The sequence below is a fragment of the Agrococcus sp. TF02-05 genome, from assembly GCF_017565345.1.
GTDB classification, from domain to species: Bacteria; Actinomycetota; Actinomycetes; order Actinomycetales; family Microbacteriaceae; genus Agrococcus; species Agrococcus pavilionensis.
On sequence record NZ_JAGEKO010000001.1, the window covers coordinates 39,675 to 58,628 of the forward strand.

Genomic DNA, 18,954 nt, shown 5'->3' on the forward strand with positions numbered 1-18,954 from the left:
GGCGCTCGGGATGGGCCCCGCGCTGCTGTTCTGCCCCGGCGACCGGCCCGATCGGTTCCGGAAGGCGGCGGAGCGGTCGGATGCGGTCATCCTCGACCTCGAGGACGCCGTCGGCGCCGAGTCCAAGGCCGAGGCTCGCGAGGCGGTGCGCACCGCCGACCTCGACCCCGAGCGCACGATCGTGCGGGTGCAGGACGCATCCGCCCCCGGCTTCGACGACGACCTCGCGGCCGTCGCGGCGTCGCCGTTCCGCACTGTGATGCTCGCGAAGGCCGAGTCGACCGAGCAGGTCGACCGGGTCGTCGCCGCGGTGCCGGGCGCGCGCGTCGTCGTGCTGTGCGAGACGGCGCGCGGCGTGCTCGCGGCCGAGCGGCTCGCGGCGCACGACGCGGTCGTCGGCATGATGTGGGGCGCGGAGGATCTCGTCGCCTCGCTCGGCGGCACCTCGAGCCGGCGCGACGGCGGCGCCTACCGCGACGTCGCGATGCACGCGCGCAGCCGCATCCTGCTCGCGGCCGCGGCCTTCGGCATCACTGCGATCGACGCGATCCGCGCCGACATCCAGGACCTCGATGGCGCGCACGCCGAGGCGGTCGACGCGGCCGCGTCGGGCTTCGGCGCGAAGGCCGCGATCCACCCGAGCCACGTCGATCCCTACCGCCGCGCGTTCGCGCCGGGGGATGCGGAGCTCGATCGCGCGCGGCGCATCCTCGATGCCGCGATGCACAACCCGGGCGTCTTCTCGTTCGAGGGGCAGATGGTCGACGAGCCGATCCTGCGCCACGCGCGGAGCGTCGTCGCGCGGGCGGCCGTGAGCACGGGGGAGCGCCGGCACTGACCCGACCCCTTTTGGGGCCGAGGCACGCCGTGGTCACTCCGAGGTGAGCGGCTCCCACGGGTTCAGCGTCGGCACGCCGAACGGTGCGAAGTGCTCGATGTTCCGAGTCACGACGACCATGCCCTGGGCGTGCGCGGTCGCAGCGATGAGCGCGTCGTCGAAAGGAGCTCGTTCCGGAACTCGGAAGCTCGCGAGCACGCGGGCCGAAGTGAGATCGAAGGGGAGCACGCGACCCGCGAAGGCCGGCAGCACGCGCTCGTCGAACCAGCGCCGCAGGATCGCACCCTGCGATGCATCCTGCCGCTCCATCTTGGCGACGCCGCGCTCGATCTCCGCGATCGTCATCGCGGTCACGAATTGGTCGCCGACGCGCACCGAGGCCGCCCATCGCTCGACGGCGGGGTGGCGCCCCCGGACGCGCAGCGCCGAGACGACGTTCGTGTCGAGCACGAACCTCACAGCTCGGCGGCTCGCGCGCTGAGACCGAGACGGTCGGGCTCGAACTCGATGTCGGCACCCTCGTCGACGCTGAGCAGATCGACCAGCGTCAGGCCCTGCTGGCGCACTGCGGCCGCGAGGAGCTCGCGCGCTTCGGCTTCCACCGATCGACCGTGCTGCTGTGCGCGAGCGCGCAGCGCTGCCTTGGTGCCGATCGGCAGGTTGCGGATCAGAAGCTGCTCCACCTCGACCCCCTTGATATCACTCGCACGATAGCATCAGGCATCGCGATGCGCCATGCCCGCGTACCTTCCAATGGCCGGCGTGGATCCTCGGTTCCGATGGCTCGCGCCTCGATGTGACTTCGAAGCCGGGCATCCTGTATGCTGTTTAGGTTGCTTCGAGGAGCACACCACGGGTCTGTGGCGCAGCTGGTAGCGCACCTGCATGGCATGCAGGGGGTCGGGGGTTCGAGTCCCCCCAGATCCACCATTGTGATGACGCGGGACATCGTTCATAGATGTCCCGCGTCATCGTTCATATCGGGGAGAAGCCCTGGCCATCGGCCGGGGCTTCTGTCGTTCTCGCGAGCCGCGCGGTTGACGTCGACCTGCCGCCGAGGGGACTCCATCGGAGGGTTGATGTCGAGCCGTGGACGTCATTCCAACGTCCGATGCGAACCGTCGGCCTGAGGCATAGCGTCGCAGGCGAACCGATGATCGCTGCCGCCTGTGCGGGCGCGGAAGGGAACCCTGCATGCTCTCCATCTCCGGCCGCTCGCGGCACGCTCGACCCGGAGCGCGCTCGCGCGGGACCGCGCCGGTCGTTGCAGGCCTGGCGCTCGTGATCGGTTCGGCGGTGCTCGTCGGATGCACGCCCGCAGCAGCCACCCCAGAGGAGCGGTCGACCACTGCTCTGGACTCAGCATCGGACGAGCTCAGCGCAATCGTCGCGGGCTTCGCTCCCGAGGACTGCATCGATGGGGCGCTTCCCGTCAGCGTGGAGGAGGAGCGGCTGACGGCGGTCTTGCCCGCCGCGGACGACCCGTCGCAGGCGGCCGACCGCTCGTTCGCGCGCACGATGGTCGAGGGCGCCGGGTTCGGCGACTTCACCGCTGCCTTCGCCGAGGAGGTCTGCGGGCAGGAGTCCCTCGCCGATGCAGTGGCCGTCGTCGAGCGGCTGGGCTCCGCCCTGTGGCAGGACGCCGTCGCGCGCGTTCAAGCGGCCGGTGAGGTGGACGGAGACCTGCCGGCGAGCGACGACCGCCCGCTCTACTGGGCGCGCCTCGAGGCCATGGCCGTGCTGCACCAGTGGAGTCCGGGCTTCGCGCTCTCCACCGAGGAGCGCGCGTCGCTGGTCGACGACTTCGACCGCGCGGCCCGCGGCATGCTCGACATCGACCTACCTGCCGGCGACCAGGTGACCCGCGTGCTGGTGAGCGGTTTCGACCCCTTCACCCTCGACGGCGGCACGACGGGCGACGCCAGCGGGACCGTCGGCAACCACATCCGCCACGGCAACCCGTCGGGCGCGATCGCTCTGGCGCTCGACGGCACCACGACGGCCGCGCCCGACGGCAGCACGGTGCACTACGAGGCGTACACGCTGCCGGTGAACTACCCCGAGTTCGAGCGCGGGTATCTGGAGGACACCGTCGGGCCGCTGCTCGGGGCAGGCGACGACTGGCTCGACGCATCGATCACCGTGAGCCAGGCGGGCGGCTCCTACTTCGCGCTCGAGCAGTGGAACGGCCGCTATCACGGCGACATCGCCGGCAACGACGGCTTCGCGCCCTGCCCGCCGGCGGGGCTGACCGGAACCCCACAGCTGGCGCAGGACAACGACGGCTGCAACATCCAGGTGCCGGAGCGCTGGGGCGGCGGCGACAGCCTGACCGATCCGCCGCAGTGGACCGAGACGACGCTGCCGATCGAGCAGATGATCGCGGCGCGCACCGGTGCGGACGTGCCGCGTCCGGCCGGCAGCAGCTGGGAGGACGAGTCGGTCGCCTTCGGCGTCGTCTGGAACACCAACCACACGTACTTCCCGGACTGCGAGTCCGCCGACCTGGCGGACGCCTGGCAGCGCGAAGAGGCGTACCCGCCCGCCGTCGAGCCGACGCCCCCGCCCGCGGACTCCTGCGCGCGCAGCGGCGGAGGCGGCGCCTACCTCTCGAACGAGTCGGGCTACCGCAACACGCTCCTGCGTGATCGGGCCGGCCTCGGCATCCCGGCCGGGCACATCCACACGCCCGACATGCAGCACTTCGACATGGACTTCGCCGTGACGGATGCGACGTTCGAGGCGTGGCGGGACGCCATCGTCGCGCAGGCACTCGAGCTCATCGAGGTCGTGGGGGCGCACAGCTGACGAGCGCGCGGCGCGTCAAGGCTCCGCAGCCGCTGGCTGCGTCGGCGCGGCGAGTCCGGGCTCCTCAGTGCTCGGCACGACCGCGACCGGGCACGGCATGTTCATCAGGAGATCGTGGCTGACGGAGCCGAGCAACAGCCCGGCGAGCCTGCCTCGCCCATGCGTGCCGACCACCGCGAGCCGCGCCCCCTCTGCGCGCTGCGCGAGCACGACGGACGCGCGGCCGTACTCGAGGATCGCCTCGACCGGGAGGCCCGGGTGCACTGCGCTGAGCCGTGCCACCGCGCGGTCGAGCACGGCCCGCTCGCTGGATTCGAAGGCTTCGATGGGGGACTCCATCGCCTCCCAAGCGCCGTTGACGAGCGGAGGGACGTCCCACGCCCGGACCGCGACGAGCGTGTCCCGCTCGCGCTCGGCCTCGGCCGCTGCGAACGCCATGGCCGCGCCGCCGGTCTCGTCATCGACGCCGACGACGACCCGCGCACCGCCTGGCCGCCAGTCGACGGGCACGACGACGAGCGGGCAGTGCGTCCTCGCCGCGACGGCGAGCGGCAGCGTGCCGTGGATGAGCCCGACCGCTCCGCGCGTCTTGTGGGAGCCGATCACGAGCAGGTCCGCACGCCGCGAGGCCGCCTCCAGACCCGGGAGCCGGCGCGCGTGCTGCACGGTCGTCGAGACCTCGGCGGAGACACCGCTGAACCTGATGCGCTTGCCGGCCTCGTCGACGATGCGCTCGTGCTCTAGCAGCACCGGATCGGCGTTGGTCTGGGGGAACCAGTCGATGTCGACCACGGTGGTGATCTCCACGTGCATGTCGACGCTGCGCGCCCGGTCGACCACCCAGTCGAGCGCCGCTGCGCTCGCCGCGCCGCCGTCGACGGCGACCACGATGTGGCGAGGCATCCCGCACCTCCGTCCCAAGTCGGATAGCCCCATCATGCGGTAGGAAGCTTCTGGCCGGAAGGGTTGGCAGGTGCATCAGCGGCTGCTGACGGGCTCGAATGGGGCGCAGGATGAGACCGCCGTGGGCGTCGCGGAACGGCTCGAGCGGCCAACATGACTGATATTGCGCTTCTATAAGCCGGTGGCTTATCAACGATCGATATCAGTCGTACACTTATGTGCATGGGACGAGACGCCGTGGCTGTGATCGCCGACATCATCGGCTCGCGCGAGCTGCCTGACAGGCGAGCCGGGCAGGAGCAGGTGCTGCGCGCCTTCGCGCGGGCCGAGGAGCACGCCGGCGCCACGGTGCCCGCCTACGCCGCGGTGGGCGACGAGTTCCAGGCGGTCTACGACAGCGCGGAGCAAGCCGTCGTGTCGACGACGATCGTCGCGCTCTCGCTACCCGAGGGGCTCGAGCTGCGCTTCGGCATCGGCGCGGGGGAGGACCGCATCGTAGACGAGAGCGGCAGCGTGCCGATCAGGGACGGCAGCGCCTGGTGGCGGGCTCGAGAGGCGATCGACCACGTCAAGCAGGCCCAGCGCTCGGGGCGCAGCCGTGCGACGACGGCGTTCGTGCACGACGGTGGCGGCGAGGAGCGAGCCATTCGGGGGCTCCTGCTGCTGCGCGACCACATCGTCGGCGACATGCGAGCGCGCGACCGGCGGATCGCACTCGCGGGCCTCGAGGAGGTGCCACAAGCGCGCACTGCCGAGGCTGAGGGCATCCGCCAGTCAGCCGTCTCGCAGAGCTGGCACCGCTCGGGCGCGGCGGCGGTCGTCGAGATGCTGCGCCAGCTCGAGGGAGCCCGGTCGTGACCGCGGCAGCGATCATGCTCGTCATGGGGCTCGGGCACCTCGCGCTCAGCGCCCGGTCGCTCGCCACGGGGCACGCGGCCGACGAGGCGCCGGCCGCCGATGCCTCGCGAACCCCTCGCATCGCGCTGCGGGGAGCCGACTGGGCCTGGGCGGGCGCCGCATGGGTGATCGCCGCCGTCGCGCTCGTCCTCTCGACCGGGCTGCCCTGGGCGTCGGCCGTCGTCGCGCTCGCGGTCTCCGCCGTTGCGACCGCGCTGCTTGCCGCTCGAGCGCGGCTCGCCGCCATCTCGGGGTTCGTGCTGACCGCTGCCGCGATCGCGCTCGCGGTGCTGCTCGATGGCTCGGGCATCGACGCCGACGCGCCGCTCGCTCGCGCCCTCGACGGCAGCGTGCACGCGGACGCGCTCGCGCCGACCGTCGTCGTGGTCGCCGCCGCGGCGCTGCTCTTCCTCGGGCCGACGAGCAACGCGCTCGTGCGCGCGGTCGTCGGCGCGGCACGCCGCACGGATGAGCCGAGCGACGCGCCGCCGCGCCCGAGCGCGGCGTGGCGCGTGCTGCGCCGCGACAAGGAGCTCGCCGTCGTGCGGAAGGACGAGCCGGAGGCGGCCGCGAGCGGCTTCCGCGGCGGGCGCGTCGTCGGCCCGCTCGAGCGCGTGCTCGTCTTCGCGTCGCTGCTCGCGGGGATGCCGGTCGTCATCGCGGGGCTCGTCGCGGCGAAGGGCGTCGTCCGCTTCCCCGAGATCTCGGCCGACCGCTCTGGCGGCACGAAGGCGGAGGAGTTCCTCGTCGGCACGCTCTGCAGCTTCCTGCTCGCGAGCCTGGCGGTGCTGACGGTCGTCGCTCGGCCGCAGTAGGCGGGCGTCAGCCGCCGAGAGCTGCGCAGACGTCGAGCTGCCGGCCCGACACGCGCTCGACCGTGAACGTCGAGCCGTCCGCGCCGACCGAGAGCACGACGCGGCCGGAGTGCACCGTGGTCGACGGACCCGCGGGCGTGTCGGTGGGGAAGAGGATGAGCGCGTTGCGCCCCGTGAGGATCCTCGTCTCGTAGCCATCGACGTTGGCGTGCGTGCGCGTGACGCTGCCGTTCGATCGCGTCGACAGCGAGGCGCCCGTCTCGGCATTCGTGAACGTCAGCGAGGAGCCGGTGCCAGCTGTGATCGTCCGCACCCGCCCGTCGCGGTCGGTGAACGTCTTCGTCGCCTGGCGCCCGTCGCCGAAGATCGCGATGTCGAGGGCGAACGAGCACGCACTGCCGGCGGGCAGCGGGATCACCGTGGGCGGGTCGGCCGCGTTCGCGCTCGAGCCGGCGCCGAGCAGCAGGAAGGCGGTGGCTGCGGCGCGGTCTCTCGATGGGAGCGTTGCCGCCGAGAGGGTCGCTCGCTCGACGCGTGCGGCCGTCCCCAGCGGGTCCAGTGAACGCCCGGCGCGGGTGCCGGTCAAGACGCGATCGGCCGGCGCGCGCGTAGGATCGTCGCGTGGCGCACGACGAGCTGCCCGTGCAGGAGCGGGACGACCTGGCGCTCGAGCGCCAGGTGTGCTTCGCGCTGTCGGTCGCATCCCGCAGCGTCGTCGGCGCCTACCGCCCCGTGCTCGAGCCCCTCGGCCTCTCGCACCCGCAGTACCTCGTGATGCTCGCGCTCTGGGGCTCGCGCTCGCTCTCGCTGCGCCAGCTGGCCGAGCAGCTGCGCCTCGAGCCGGCGACGCTCTCGCCGCTCGTCAAGCGGCTCGAGGCCGCGGGGCTCGTCGCGCGCGCGAGGCGCGCCGACGACGTGCGCACGCTCGACATCACGCTCACCCAGCGTGGCGCGGAGCTGCGCGAGCAGGCGCTCGCCGTGCCGGGGGAGATGATGCAGCGACTCGGGCTCGACCGCGACGAGCTCGAGCAGCTGCACCGCCTCATGACGCGGCTCATCGCGGCGGTCGACGGCGCCGAGGCCTGACGCCCGCTCAGGCGTTCGCGAGCACCACGAAGGCGATCACCGCGGCGGTCGTACCGACGACGGTCACGGCTGCCGCGCAGTAGCCGACGACCCGCCAGGCGAGGATGTCGCCGCGCGTGAAGCTCTGCGGGTCGCGGTCGTGGGGCCAGCCCTGGTGGCGCGCGGTCGGCTCCTGCATGGTCGGACCGGTCTCCTCGGATCGCCGAATACTTAGCGCACTAAGCATATCGTCGATCCGAGCCGCGCCCGACCGGTCGGCGCGAGACAGAGCCTCAGTCCTCCTGCGCGACCGGCTCGAGCGTGAGGAACAGCCCGCCGTAGGGCGGCAGGCTCACGCTGAAGCTCTGCAGGTCGTCGACGTGGGCGATGCCCTCGCCGGTCGCGGCATCGATCACCGCGTGCTGCGTCGGCAGCGCCTCGGAGTGCACGGTGCCGTCGACGCCCTCGCCCGAGAAGTTCAGCACCGTCACCTGGATCGGCGCGTCGTCGGCGTCGGGCTTGCCGTCGTCGAGCCGGTGCACGAGCACGAGCATCGCGGGGTGCGCGACGTGCGGCACGTCGAGCTGCGTCGCGGTCGCGACGCCGTGGTCGCGGCGGATCCGCAGCACCTCGGCGAGCCGGTTCACGAAGGATCCCGGCTGCTCGATCTGCGCGGGGAGCGAGCCGTAGAGCGAGCGACCGCGGGGCATGCCGGCCGACGACGTAATGGCGTCGGGCGCAGCGTCGATGAGGTCGTGCGCGCCGCGCTCGATCCAGCGGGTGTCGCCGGTGTCGATGAGGTCGCGCACGTCGTCGGCGGGGAGCGTCAGCATGCCGGTGAGGTCCCACCCCGAGAGCGCGAAGACGCCCGGCTGCCACGCGTTGTACTTCGCGAGCAGGATGTGGGCGTCGCGGATCGCGGGCACGGCGTCCTCGGTGATGTCGTCGAGGGTCGCGAAGCCCTGCGTCGCCGCGATGAGCGACGCGGTCGTGCAGGCGATGCCGTTCTGCGTGAAGACGCGGTTGTAGTCGGCCTGCTCGGTCAGCGTCTCGGTGAGCTCGGCGCGGATGAGCTCGGCGAGGTCGCCGCCGGTGATCTCCTTGTGGCGGAAGGGGTAGACCTCGTCGCGGTGCCGCGTCGCCCAGTGCACGAGCTCGTAGGTGAGCTCGTCGTGGTTCTGCAGGCCGTGCACGAGCCCGACCGGCTCGACGCCCAGCTCGAGCGACGACATGAGCGTGAGCCGCAGGAATTCGGTGTCGCCGGTCGCGAGCGCGTGGTGGTAGCCGGGGCGGCTGACGAAGTCGTAGGAGAGATCGGCGCCGACCGCGCTCGTGTCGCGGATGTCCTCGATCGTGAGGTTGAGCTCCTGGAACGTGAAGCCGCCGACCTTCCGCACCATGCCGGCAATGATGTGGTTCGCGGCGTGCGAGAGCGGATGCCCCTCCGACCAGGCGGGCAGGCCCTCCGCGCTCTTCTCGACGCCGAGGAAGCCGTTCGCGTCGAGGCGCAGGGCGCTCGTGCCGAGGTCGCCGAGCGAGTGGAGCGCGTCGCCGATCACGAGCCGCATGCCCGCGAACGTGGGGTCGAGCCAGTTGATCGACGGCTGCCCCTGCTTGAAGTAGTGGAGGTAGACCCAGCGGCGCTCGACGCCGTCGACGCCGAGCACGGGCGGGGTCGCGCTCCAGTTCGTCTCCTTCACGCCGGGCATGTAGAAGATGACGCGCTGCAGCTCGCCGATGATGTAGCCGCGGTCGCTCAGCTCGCGCTCGGCGGCCGCGTCGAGGTTCGCCGCATCGCGGCCCTCCGGCACCTCGGGCAGCAGGTGCCAGTCCTCCGGCGGGATCTCGACCATGTGATAGATGCCGGGGTAGTCCTTGAACGCCATCTCGGCGAGCCGGAAGTCGGCGCCCTTGCCGGTGTGGCCCGGCACGATGTCGTCGATGATCGAGCCGCTGTGGTCGTCGGCGACGTCGGAGAGCCGACGGAACGCATCCTCGTCGCCGAAGGCGGGATCGATCTGCGTGCTGATGCGGTCGAAGTGGCCGTCGACGCTCGGCGTCTCCATCCAGCCGGTGATGCCGCCGGCACGCTTCACGGGGCCGGTGTGGAGGCCGTTGATGCCGATGTGCTCGAACGCCGCCCAGAGCGCCTCCTCGCCGAGCGCGTCGAGGAACGACTGCCCGGGGCGCGTGATGAGCGAGATCGGGTAGGCGGTGAACCAGACGTCGGCCACGCCGATCGCGCGCCGCGCGTCGGGGCGCGCGTAGGGGTTGCGCCACATCGACGGCTGGCCCGAGAGTTGCCGGCTGAGCACGTCGGCGTCCTTGAGCATCGACTGGCGCACGAGCCACTCGACGTAGGAGGGGTTGGATGCGTTCGCGGTGCGCGGGTCGGTGCGGAACCGCCGCACGCTGCCGCTGCGGAACTGGTCGCGCGGGCGCAGGCGGCGGGGACGAGCGGGGTATCGCTGCTCGTCGTAGGTGATCTCGGTGCCGTGCTCGTCGGGCTCATCCACGCCTGCATGTCTATCACTCTCGGTTGGGCGTGCCGTCCTGCCAGGATCGAGGCATGCGTGCCCTCCTGATCGACGCCGTCCGCTCGACTCCGGGCGTGCGCGACGTGCCCGAGCCGAGCGCGCCCGCGGGCGGTGTCGTGGTCGAGGTGCACGCGACGGGCCTGTGCCGCAGCGACTGGCACGCGTGGGCCGGCCACGACGACATCGCCTTCCCGCACGTGCCCGGCCACGAGCTCGCGGGCGTCGTGGCGGAGGTCGGCGAGGGCGTCGAGCGCTGGCGCGTCGGCGACCGCGTGACCGTGCCGTTCGTGTGCGGCTGCGGGCGCTGCGAGTGGTGCCTCGCGGGCGACGCGCAGGTGTGCCCGGCGCAGCAGCAGCCCGGCTTCACGCACTGGGGCTCGTTCGCCGAGCGCGTCGCGCTGCACGCCGCCGATGCGAACCTCGTCGCGGTCCCCGACGGCGTCGACGCCGCGACGGCGGCGGCGCTCGGCTGCCGCTTCGCGACCGCCTACCGGGCGCTCGTCGCGCGGGCCCGCGTGCGGTCGGGGGAGTGGGTCGCGGTCGTCGGCGCCGGCGGTGTGGGCCTCAGCGCGGTCATGATCGCCCGCGCGCTCGGTGCCCGCGTCGTCGCGGTCGACCGCAACCCGGCGGCGCTCGAGCTCGCCGCCTCCCTCGGCGCCGAGGCGACCGTGCTCGCCGACGGGCGCGACGTGCCGGAGGCGGTGGCGGCGATCACCGGCGGCGGCGCGCACGTGGCGGTGGATGCCGTCGGGAGCGAGCAGACGGCGTCGGATGCGGTGCTCGGCTTGCGCCGTCGCGGCCGGCACGTGCAGATCGGCCTCCTGCCGCCCGTCGACGGGCACCCGCGCGTGCCGATGGACCGCGTGATCGCGTGGGAGCTCGACGTGCTCGGCAGTCACGGCATGGCGGCGGCCGACTACCCGGGCATGCTCGCGCTCATCGAGCGGGGCGTGCTCGAGCCGCAGCGGCTCGTCGAGCGCACCGTCTCGCTCGAGGAGGCAGCATCGCTGCTACCGGGCTTCGACCGATCGAGCGCTGCGGGCGTGACGATGATCGACCCGCGCCGCTGACGAGCGGCTAGGAGAGCACGGCCCAGCCCCGCGGCCCGAGCCGCACGGTGCCGTCCGCGAGCTCGGCCTCGCCCGCCTCGACGCCGGTCGCGTCGGCGGCCGGCAGCTCGACTGGCGCGTCGGCGAGGTTGAGCGCGGCGATGACGCGATCGCTGTCGGTCGCCGTGCGGAGCACGATGGATGCGTTGTCGACGTGCACGACGTCGGTCTGCGCGCGGTGCAGCCACGCGTGCCGGCGGCGGAGCGCGAGCAGCGCCGCGTGCACGCCGTAGGCGTGCGCCGCCGCGGGCTCGAGCGCGTCCGGCGCCGGCGGCTGCTCGGGGAAGGTCGGCCGCACGGCGTCGTCGCCGCCGAGCCGCTCCTCCTTGCGGCCCTCGAAGCCCAGCTCGTCGCCGGCGTAGACCGACGGCGTGCCGGCGACCGTCGCGAGCACCGCCATCGCGTGTGGCACGAGCTCCGGGCCGACCGCGGTCGCGATGCGCGTGACGTCGTGGTTGCCGATGAAGGTCGAGGGCACGAAGTCGCGCACGAGCGCGTTGTGGCGCTCGATCGCGTGCGCGAGCTCGTGGCAGTTGCGGTCGGCGAAGCCGTGCCAGATGCCCTGCCACAGCTCGTACTGCGTGAGCGAGTCGATCGTCGACTCGCGCACGATCGCCGCGGCGTCGCCGTGGATGACCTCGCCCGAGAAGTAGGCGCCCGGGAAGCGCTCCCGCACGCGCGGCAGCACGCGCGCCCAGAATGCGGGCGGCACCGCATAGGCCGCGTCGAGGCGCCAGCCGTCGATGCCGCGCTCGAGCCAGTGGGTCATGACGTCGACGACGAGGTCGGCCACCGCATCCGACTCGTGGTCGAGCGCGACGAGCTGCTCGTGCCCCTCGAACACGTCGGCCGGGACGGGCTCGCCCGGCGACCAGGCGTCCCAGTGCACGCGGAAGAGCCCGGCGGTCTCGGCCGCCCGCCCCTGCTCCTCGAGTGCGAGGAAGGCGGGATGCGCTCGGCCGACGTGGTTGAAGACGCCGTCGAGCAGCACTCGGATGCCGCGCTCGCGGCACGCGGCGACGAGCCGGTCGAAGTCGCCCTCGTCGCCGAGCCGCGGATCGATGCGGAAGTGGTCGATCGTGTCGTAGCCGTGCGTCGCCGAGGCGAAGACCGGCCCGAGCTGCAGGCCGTTGAGCCCGAGCGCGACGAGGTGGTCGAGCCACGCCTCGAGGTGGCCGAGCCGATGCTCGACCGCGGTCTCGGCCGGCGGCGCGTCGGGGCGGATGGGCGCGCCGACGAAGCCGAGCGGGTAGACGTGCCACCACATGACGTGCTGGACCCAGTCGGGCTCGGCGTGCGGTCGCGGTGCAGGATCGGTCACCGCTCCATCCTGCACCGAACCCGCTGTCAAGCCTCTCCGAGCAGCGACAGGCCCGCCGCGACCGCGAAGCCGACGACCGTCGCCAGGCCCGCGAGCGACTTCGCCTTCTCGCGCGCCTCGGGGATCATCGCGTCGATGAGCATGACGAGCAGCGCGCCGGCCGCGATGCCGTCGATCGTGCCCACGACCGCCGGGGATGCGGCGTCGGCGACCAGTCGGCCGGCGACGGCCGCGAGCGCGCAGACGACCGCGACGGCGGTCCAGAGCCCGAGCACGAAGCGCCTCGAGCGACCGTCGCGCAGCATGTCGGCGGATGCGCCGATCGACTCGGGCAGGTTGGAGACGAAGATCGAGACGAGCAGCGCCACGCTCACGCCGCCGCCGGCGGCGAGGCCGATGCCGAGCACCGCTTGCTCGGGGATGCCGTCGAGCAGCGCGCCGACGGCGAGCGGGATGCCCGCGGCCCCGCCGCCGCGCCGGCCCGACCACCGCTCGACGGCGCGGTCGGCGGTGAAGTAGGCGAGCGCGCCGACGGCGAGGCCGATGCCGACGCCGACCGGGCCGCCCTCCTCGACGCCGGCCTCAGCGAGCTCGAACGCGACCGAGGCGATGAGCGCTCCGGCACCGAAGGCGAGCACGACGCCGACCGTGCGATCCGACCATGGCCGGGCGACCGCGAGCAGCGCGCCCACGAGCAGCGAGCCGGCGGCGATCCCGCCCCACAGCAGTGCCTCGAGCATCGCTGCTCCCATCGGAGGCCAGATCTGCGCGGTGCGCTCGTCAGCCCGCGAACTCCCGCACCGGCAGACCGGTGACGCCGGGGTCGACGGCGAAGAGCGCACCGGCGGTCGGCTCCTCGTCATCGGGGAGGTCCTCGCGCGAGGTGGTGATGAAGAGCCGGTCGAGGCGCTCGCCGCCGAACGCGCACGCGGTCACCTTCGTCACGCCGGGCACCTCGACGCGGCCGTCGAGCCTGCCGTCGGGACGGAACCGCAGCACCGCGCCCTGGTTCACGGCCGCGACCCACACGCATCCGTCGGCATCGACCGTGAGCCCGTCGGGGTGGCCGTCGTGGGGGAGCGAGGCGAGCTCGCGCCGGTTCGTGAGCCCCGTCTCGCGCGCGTAGTCGAAGACGGCGACCGCGCCCGTCGGGGTGTCGTCGTAGTAGGCGAGCGAGCCGTCGGGGCTCCACTCGAGGCCGTTCGAGACCGTCACGCCGCTCAGCACCGTGCTCGTCGAGCCGTCGGGGTCGAGGCGGTGGAGGGATGCGGCGCCGGGCGACTGGTCGTAGGCCATCGAGCCGCAGTAGAAGCGGCCGTCGGGGTCGCAGCCGCCCTCGTTCATGCGGATGTCGCTCGACGACCAGAGCTCGGGGAGGCGGTGGAGCGTGCCGTCGAGATCCTCGAGCGCGAAGCCGCGCTCGATGCCGATCACCGCGCCGCCGCCGCGCCGCGGCCGCACGCACGCGACGATCGAGTCGACGTGCCGCCGCTCGATGCCGGTCTCGGTGAGGGTCAGGATGTCGCCGGCGAGCATGTCGAGCCAGCGCAGCCCGCCCCACCACTCCGACCAGACGGGCCCTTCGCCGTGGTAGGCGATCGGGTCGGTGATCTGCTCGGCGCGCATCGGCTCTCCTTCGCTCGGGACTGGGGCCAGCCAAGCGCGCCGACCTGGGAACCGCGGGGGAGCGACGCGCGCTCAGCGCTTGACCGCGGCGATGCGCTCGAGACGCCCGTCGCACCACCGGTCGAGCACTCGGGAATGGTTCGGATTTGAAGTGGTTGCATTGACCGTGCGGGATCGGATCTCGCGCGACAGCAGCTCGAAGCGCCGCAGGACGCGGCGCCGATCACCCTCAAGGAGACGATTCATGTCGAAGATCGCCATCATCACCGGCAGCACCCGCCCCGGCCGCATCAACCGCGGCGTCGCGGACTGGGTCCTCGAGCTCGCGCAGCAGCGCGGCGACGCGGAGTACGAGCTGGTCGACATCGCCGACTACGACCTGCCGCTCTACGACGAGCCGCTGCCGGCTGCGTATCAGCAGTACTCGAAGGACCACACCAAGCGCTGGGCCGCGAAGATCGCCGAGTTCGACGGCTACGTCTTCGTCACGGGCGAATACAACCACTCCGTGACTCCGGCGCTCGCCAACGCGATCTCCTTCCTCAACGCCGAGTGGAACGACAAGGCCGCGGGCATCGTCGGCTACGGCTCCGCCATGGGCGTCCGTGCGATCGAGCACCTGCGCGGCATCCTCTCGGAGCTCCAGGTCGCGCACGTGCAGAAGACGGGCATGTTCTCGCTCTTCACCGACTTCGAGAACTTCTCCACCTTCAAGCCGACCGAGCTGCAGGCCGAGTCCGTGCCGCCGATGCTCGACCAGCTCATCGTCTGGACGAAGGCGATGGAGTCGGTGCGCGAGGGCGCGCTCGTCGACGCCTGACGCATCCAGCACGAGGCGGGCCTCCCGGTCGGGAGGCCCGCTTCGTCGCGTCACGCGGACCTAGGCGGACCCAATCCGGTGGGGCGGATCCCGCATCTCGGGTCCGCGCTGTCGGAACGGATCCGCGGGAAGCGGTCGGGTCGCCGTGGCGTCAAGGGAGGACGTTGCGATCGGCCGCGGCCGCCGGGCTCACGTCGGCCGGCTCGTTGCGCTTGATCGCGACGATGCGGCCCGTGCGGGTGAACTCCTCCTGCACGTCGTCGTCGTGGCGCTGCGTCGCGAGGCTCACGAGCATCGCGACGAGCAGGTTGAGCGCGAAGCCGGGCACGATCTCGTAGAGCGTGAAGACGGCGATGTCGGTCGCCTGCTCGATCGCGTCCCAGATGAACACGGTCGCGGCGCCGACGATCATGCCGGCGAGCGCGCCCCAGTTCGTCAGGCGGCGCCAGAACAGGCTCAGCAGCACGATCGGGCCGAACGCGGCGCCGAATCCCGCCCACGCGAATCCGACGAGGCCGAGGATCGTGTCGGACGGGCTGATCGCGAGCACCGCGGCGATCGTGGCGACCGCGAGCACGCACGCGCGGCCGAGCAGCACGAGCGTGCGCTGCGAGGGCTGACGCTTCACGAAGACCTGGAAGAGGTCCTCGACGAGCGCCGAGGAGCAGACGATGAGCTGGCTCGAGAGCGTCGACATGATCGCCGCGAGCACCGCCGCGAGCACGAGACCCGCGACGAACGGGTGCAGCAGTGCCTGCGACATGGCGAGCACGATCGTCTCGGGGTTGTCGAGCCCGAGCCCCGACTGCTGCACGTAGGCGATGCCGATGAAGCCGGAGACGACGGCGCCGACGAGGGAGATGATCATCCACGAGATGCCGATGCGGCGGGCGGGCCGTGCCGCCGGCACCGACCTGAGGGCCATGAAGCGCACGATGATGTGCGGCTGGCCGACGTAGCCGAGGCCCCACGCGAGCGACGAGATGATGCCGAGCACCGCGAGGCCGCTGAGGTCGGCCGGGATGAGGCCCTGCAGCTCGGCGCCGGAGTCGGCGATGCCCTCCTGCACGCCGGCGAGGCCGCCGACCGTGAAGAACGCGATGACGGGGATGATGATGAGCGCGAGGAACATCATGAGGCCCTGCACGACGTCGGTGAGCGATGCGCCGAGGAAGCCGCCGAAGAGCGTGTAGAGGAGCGTCACGCCGCTCACGAGCAGCATGCCCCACACGTAGTCGGCGCCGAACGACGACTCGAAGAAGACGCCGCCGGCGACCATGCCGGAGGAGACGTAGAAGGTGAAGAAGACGAGGATGATGAGACCCGAGACGATGCGCAGCAGCCGCGAGCGGTCGCGGAGCCGGTTCTCGAAGAAGCTCGGGATCGTGATCGAGTTCCTCGCCACCTCGGTGTACGCGCGCAGGCGCGGCGCGACGAACTTCCAGTTGAGGTAGGCGCCGATCGTCAGGCCGATCGCGATCCACGCCTCGATGAGTCCTGCGGCGAAGATCGCGCCGGGGAGGCCCATGAGCAGCCAGCCCGACATGTCGGAAGCGCCAGCGGAGAGCGCCGCGGTGACGGGGTTGAGCTCGCGCCCCGCGAGCATGTAGTCCTCGTGGCTCTTCGTCTTCCGCGCGGCGTAGATGCCGATGGCGATCATCGCCGCGAAGTAGAGCCCGATGGCGAGCAGCTGGAAGGTCACGTCAGACATCGTCGTCTCCTCTGTCGGTGCGCTGCCCAGCCTATCCGGACGCCGTTCCGATGACGTCCGCCCTCTTCCGCTCGCGGCGCGAGCGATATATCGTTCGGTATCGCTCACGCGACGACGAGGAGGTCATCGTGCACGGTGAAAGGAGCGGCTACGGGCCGCCGAGGGACGGCTTCGAGCGCGGCAGGGACGGCTTCGGCTCCGGCCGCGACGGCTACGGGCCGCGGGGCTTCGGGTTCGGGCCGCCGGGAGCTGGCATGTGGGAGGCGATGGAGCAGCTGCGCTCGGCGTTCGACAAGCGCGGGGGACCGACGCGCATGGGCCGCGGGGACGTGCGGGCCGCGATCATCGCGCTGCTCGCCGAGCGGCCGATGCACGGCTACCAGATCATCCGCGAGATCGAGGAGCGCAGCGGCGGCGCGTGGCGCCCGAGCGCCGGCTCCGTCTACCCGACGCTGCAGCTGCTCGCCGACGAGGGCCTCATCGCGGCCGAGGAGGCGAACGGGCGGAAGACCTACTCGCTCACAGAGGCGGGGCGCGCGGAGGCCGACGAGGCCGCCGACCGGCCGGCCCCGTGGCTCGCGACCGAGCGCGGCGCCGGCGGGCACGGCGCGCTGCCGCGCGCGGGCATGGACCTGGCGCAAGCGGCGGCCCAGGTGCATCGCTCCGGCACGCCCGAGCAGGTGCAGCAGGCGGTGGAGGTGCTCGACGAGGCACGGCGTAGGCTCTACGCCATCCTCGCCCAGGACTGACCCGGATCCCCGCCGCGGCGGGCGCTAGGAGTGGCCATGCCCGACGCCGGCAGCACGCGAGCGCGCTACCGGCGCATCCTGCGCTTCGCCGCCCGCCACCTCGCGGTCCTGTGGTGGTTCGAGCTGGTGCTGCCGCGACTCGGCCTCGGCGCGCTCGTCGCGCGGGGCCGGAGCGCGCGCCTGCAGCGGCTCGCGCGCCGCTTCCACGTGCTCGCCGTCGACCTCGGCGGGCTCATGATCAAGGTCGGTCAGTTCATGTCGTCGCGGCTCGACGTGCTGCCGCCCGAGATCACGCGCGAGCTCGAGGGCCTCCAGGACGAGGCACCCGCGGTGCCGTTCGAGGCGATCCGCGCGCTCGCCGAGGCGGAGCTCGGCATGCCGCTCGAGCGCGCGCTCGCGTGGATCGAGCCCGAGCCGCTCGCGGCTGCCTCGCTCGGCCAGGCGCACCGCGCCCGCCTGACCGGGGCCGACGCATCCGACACCGGCTTCGACGCCGCGATCGTCAAGGTGCAGCGGCCCGGCATCGACGCGATCGTCGACGTCGATCTCGCGGCGCTGCGCCGCGTCGCGCGGTGGCTCAGCCGCGTGCGCGTCGTCGCGACCCGCGTCGACGTGCCCGCGCTCATCGAGGAGTTCGCGATCACGAGCCTCGAGGAGATCGACTACCTGCACGAGGCCGCGAACGCCGAGCGCTTCGCCGAGTCGTTCGCGGGCGACGCGCGCGTCAGCGTGCCCGACGTCGTGTGGGAGCGCTCGAGCCGCCGCGTGCTCGTGCTCCGCGATGTCGCGGCGATCAAGATCAACGACCGCGAGGCGCTCCTCGCCGCGGGCATCGATCCCGCCGAGGTCGCCGCGACCTTCGCCGCGGTCATGTTCGACCAGCTCTTCTCGCACGGCTTCTTCCACGCCGACCCGCACCCCGGCAACCTCTTCGTCACCTCGACGGGGCCAGATGCGTCGGGGCCTGATGCGTCGGGGCCGGATGCGTCGGGCCCGGGATGGCGCATCACCTTCGTCGACTTCGGGATGATGGGGGAGGTGCCGCCCGGCACGCGCGCGGGGCTGCGGCGCATGCTCATCGCGGCCGCCGGGCGCGACGGCCGCGGGCTCGTCGCCGCGATGCGCGACCTCGGCGCGCTCCTCCCGACCGCCGACGCCGACGAGCTCGAGCGCGCGATGTCGCACGCGTTCGCGCGCTTCGGGGGCATGGGCTTCGCCGAGCTGCGCGAGGTCGACCCGCGCGAGTTCCGCGACTTCGCGGTCGAGTTCGGCGACCTGCTGCGCACGATGCCGTTCCAGCTGCCCGAGGACTTCCTGCTCATCGTGCGCGCGATGTCGCTCACCTCGGGCATGTGCTCGTCGCTCGACCCGGGCTTCAACCTGTGGGATGCGGTGGAGCCCTACGCCGCGCGGCTGCTGCGCGAGGAGCGCGGCGGGCTCGCGCGCTCGATCGCGCAGGACGGCCTCGACGCGGCAGCGGTCGCGGTGCGGCTGCCCGGCCGCATCGATAGCGTGGTGACGCGCCTCGAGGAGGGGCGGCTCGCGGTCACCGCTCCCGCGCTCGAGCGGCGTATCGCGCGCGTCGAGCGCGCGCTGCGTCGGCTCGTCTCGGCGATCCTCTTCGCGGGCCTGCTCGTGGCCGGCGCGGTGCTGCTGCCGCAGGACGGCGTGGTCGGCACGGCGCTCATGCTGCTCTCGGCGCTGCCGCTCGCGCACGTCGTCGTGTCGAGCCTCGTCAGTCGTCGACTGTGACGA

General features: G+C 72.6%; 20 protein-coding genes and 1 tRNA gene. 10 read left to right on the plus strand and 11 right to left on the minus strand.

Annotated features, from left to right (window positions below; genetic code table 11):
• The first annotated feature begins 10 nt into the window (after window positions 1–10).
• Complete coding sequence (locus tag JQT67_RS00195; protein ID WP_208063377.1) at window positions 11–838, plus strand: CoA ester lyase; 828 nt, start codon at window positions 11–13, stop codon at window positions 836–838.
• Window positions 839–871: 33 nt separating this feature from the next.
• Here the strand turns inward: JQT67_RS00195 and JQT67_RS00200 are convergent, their stop codons facing one another.
• Together JQT67_RS00200 and JQT67_RS00205 are read right to left on the minus strand one after the other, a co-directional pair.
• On the minus strand, window positions 872–1,297 hold the full coding sequence (locus tag JQT67_RS00200; protein WP_208063022.1) for a type II toxin-antitoxin system VapC family toxin: 426 nt from the start codon (window positions 1,295–1,297) through the stop codon (window positions 872–874).
• A complete protein-coding gene (locus tag JQT67_RS00205) occupies window positions 1,294–1,521 on the minus strand; it encodes a hypothetical protein (RefSeq protein WP_208063023.1) in 228 nt (75 codons plus the stop codon). The genes JQT67_RS00200 and JQT67_RS00205 overlap by 4 nt, the downstream gene beginning before the upstream one ends.
• A gap of 171 nt (window positions 1,522–1,692) precedes the next feature.
• On the opposite strand from JQT67_RS00205, the gene JQT67_RS00210 reads away from it, so the two are divergent.
• Window positions 1,693–1,768 (plus strand) — tRNA-Ala (locus tag JQT67_RS00210).
• Window positions 1,769–2,275: 507 nt separating this feature from the next.
• Window positions 2,276–3,646 (plus strand): hypothetical protein, encoded by a 1,371-nt coding sequence (locus tag JQT67_RS00215; RefSeq protein WP_307864123.1) that lies wholly within the window; start codon window positions 2,276–2,278, stop codon window positions 3,644–3,646.
• Between the two features lie 15 nt (window positions 3,647–3,661).
• Here the strand turns inward: JQT67_RS00215 and JQT67_RS00220 are convergent, their stop codons facing one another.
• Window positions 3,662–4,549, minus strand: a complete 888-nt coding sequence (locus JQT67_RS00220; RefSeq protein ID WP_208063025.1) for a universal stress protein — start codon at window positions 4,547–4,549, stop codon at window positions 3,662–3,664.
• A gap of 222 nt (window positions 4,550–4,771) precedes the next feature.
• On the opposite strand from JQT67_RS00220, the gene JQT67_RS00225 reads away from it, so the two are divergent.
• Window positions 4,772–5,407, plus strand: a complete 636-nt coding sequence (locus tag JQT67_RS00225) for a SatD family protein (protein ID WP_035254535.1) — start codon at window positions 4,772–4,774, stop codon at window positions 5,405–5,407.
• A complete protein-coding gene (locus tag JQT67_RS00230; protein WP_208063026.1) occupies window positions 5,404–6,261 on the plus strand; it encodes a hypothetical protein in 858 nt (285 codons plus the stop codon). Before JQT67_RS00225 ends, JQT67_RS00230 begins: the two co-directional genes overlap by 4 nt.
• A gap of 7 nt (window positions 6,262–6,268) precedes the next feature.
• On the opposite strand, the gene JQT67_RS00235 is transcribed toward JQT67_RS00230, so the two are convergent.
• Window positions 6,269–6,847, minus strand: a complete 579-nt coding sequence (locus tag JQT67_RS00235; protein ID WP_208063027.1) for a hypothetical protein — start codon at window positions 6,845–6,847, stop codon at window positions 6,269–6,271.
• Window positions 6,848–6,882: 35 nt separating this feature from the next.
• Between JQT67_RS00235 and JQT67_RS00240 the strand changes: the two genes are divergently transcribed.
• Complete coding sequence (locus tag JQT67_RS00240; RefSeq protein WP_307864124.1) at window positions 6,883–7,347, plus strand: MarR family transcriptional regulator; 465 nt, start codon at window positions 6,883–6,885, stop codon at window positions 7,345–7,347.
• A gap of 7 nt (window positions 7,348–7,354) precedes the next feature.
• On the opposite strand, the gene JQT67_RS00245 is transcribed toward JQT67_RS00240, so the two are convergent.
• Entirely contained in the window at window positions 7,355–7,525 is a 171-nt protein-coding gene (locus JQT67_RS00245; protein WP_156906033.1) for a hypothetical protein, read from the minus strand.
• A 94-nt stretch (window positions 7,526–7,619) separates the two neighbouring features.
• Window positions 7,620–9,842 (minus strand): maltose alpha-D-glucosyltransferase, encoded by a 2,223-nt coding sequence (treS, locus tag JQT67_RS00250; RefSeq protein WP_208063028.1) that lies wholly within the window; start codon window positions 9,840–9,842, stop codon window positions 7,620–7,622.
• A gap of 53 nt (window positions 9,843–9,895) precedes the next feature.
• Between treS and JQT67_RS00255 the strand changes: the two genes are divergently transcribed.
• The gene (locus JQT67_RS00255) at window positions 9,896–10,933 is read left to right on the plus strand and encodes a zinc-dependent alcohol dehydrogenase family protein (protein ID WP_208063029.1); all 1,038 of its coding nucleotides are present in this window, start codon (window positions 9,896–9,898) and stop codon (window positions 10,931–10,933) included.
• A 7-nt stretch (window positions 10,934–10,940) separates the two neighbouring features.
• Here JQT67_RS00255 and JQT67_RS00260 read toward each other — a convergent pair whose 3' ends face one another.
• From JQT67_RS00260 to JQT67_RS00275, 4 genes are all read right to left on the minus strand, one after another.
• Window positions 10,941–12,239 carry an alpha-amylase family glycosyl hydrolase gene (locus JQT67_RS00260; protein ID WP_208063379.1) on the minus strand — a complete coding sequence of 433 codons (1,299 nt, stop codon included), beginning with the start codon at window positions 12,237–12,239 and terminating at the stop codon, window positions 10,941–10,943.
• Window positions 12,240–12,319: 80 nt separating this feature from the next.
• Window positions 12,320–13,033 (minus strand): ZIP family metal transporter, encoded by a 714-nt coding sequence (locus JQT67_RS00265; protein ID WP_208063030.1) that lies wholly within the window; start codon window positions 13,031–13,033, stop codon window positions 12,320–12,322.
• A 40-nt stretch (window positions 13,034–13,073) separates the two neighbouring features.
• Window positions 13,074–13,919, minus strand: coding sequence for an SMP-30/gluconolactonase/LRE family protein (locus JQT67_RS00270; RefSeq protein WP_208063031.1), 846 nt, complete (start codon window positions 13,917–13,919; stop codon window positions 13,074–13,076).
• 72 nt (window positions 13,920–13,991) lie between these two features.
• Window positions 13,992–14,183 carry a hypothetical protein gene (locus JQT67_RS00275; RefSeq protein WP_208063032.1) on the minus strand — a complete coding sequence of 64 codons (192 nt, stop codon included), beginning with the start codon at window positions 14,181–14,183 and terminating at the stop codon, window positions 13,992–13,994.
• Between JQT67_RS00275 and JQT67_RS00280 the strand changes: the two genes are divergently transcribed.
• Window positions 14,164–14,739: an NADPH-dependent FMN reductase gene (locus tag JQT67_RS00280; protein WP_021009340.1), complete on the plus strand. Its 576-nt coding sequence runs from the start codon at window positions 14,164–14,166 to the stop codon at window positions 14,737–14,739. The two genes, JQT67_RS00275 and JQT67_RS00280, sit on opposite strands and share 20 nt — an antisense overlap.
• A 151-nt stretch (window positions 14,740–14,890) precedes the next feature.
• Here the strand turns inward: JQT67_RS00280 and putP are convergent, their stop codons facing one another.
• A complete protein-coding gene (gene putP, locus JQT67_RS00285) occupies window positions 14,891–16,450 on the minus strand; it encodes a sodium/proline symporter PutP (protein ID WP_208063033.1) in 1,560 nt (519 codons plus the stop codon).
• A 254-nt stretch (window positions 16,451–16,704) separates the two neighbouring features.
• Here putP and JQT67_RS00290 point away from each other — a divergent pair, with 254 nt between their 5' ends.
• Entirely contained in the window at window positions 16,705–17,199 is a 495-nt protein-coding gene (locus tag JQT67_RS00290) for a PadR family transcriptional regulator (RefSeq protein WP_208063380.1), read from the plus strand.
• 36 nt (window positions 17,200–17,235) lie between these two features.
• The gene (locus JQT67_RS00295) at window positions 17,236–18,951 is read left to right on the plus strand and encodes an AarF/ABC1/UbiB kinase family protein (RefSeq protein WP_208063034.1); all 1,716 of its coding nucleotides are present in this window, start codon (window positions 17,236–17,238) and stop codon (window positions 18,949–18,951) included.
• The last annotated feature ends 3 nt before the right edge of the window (window positions 18,952–18,954 follow it).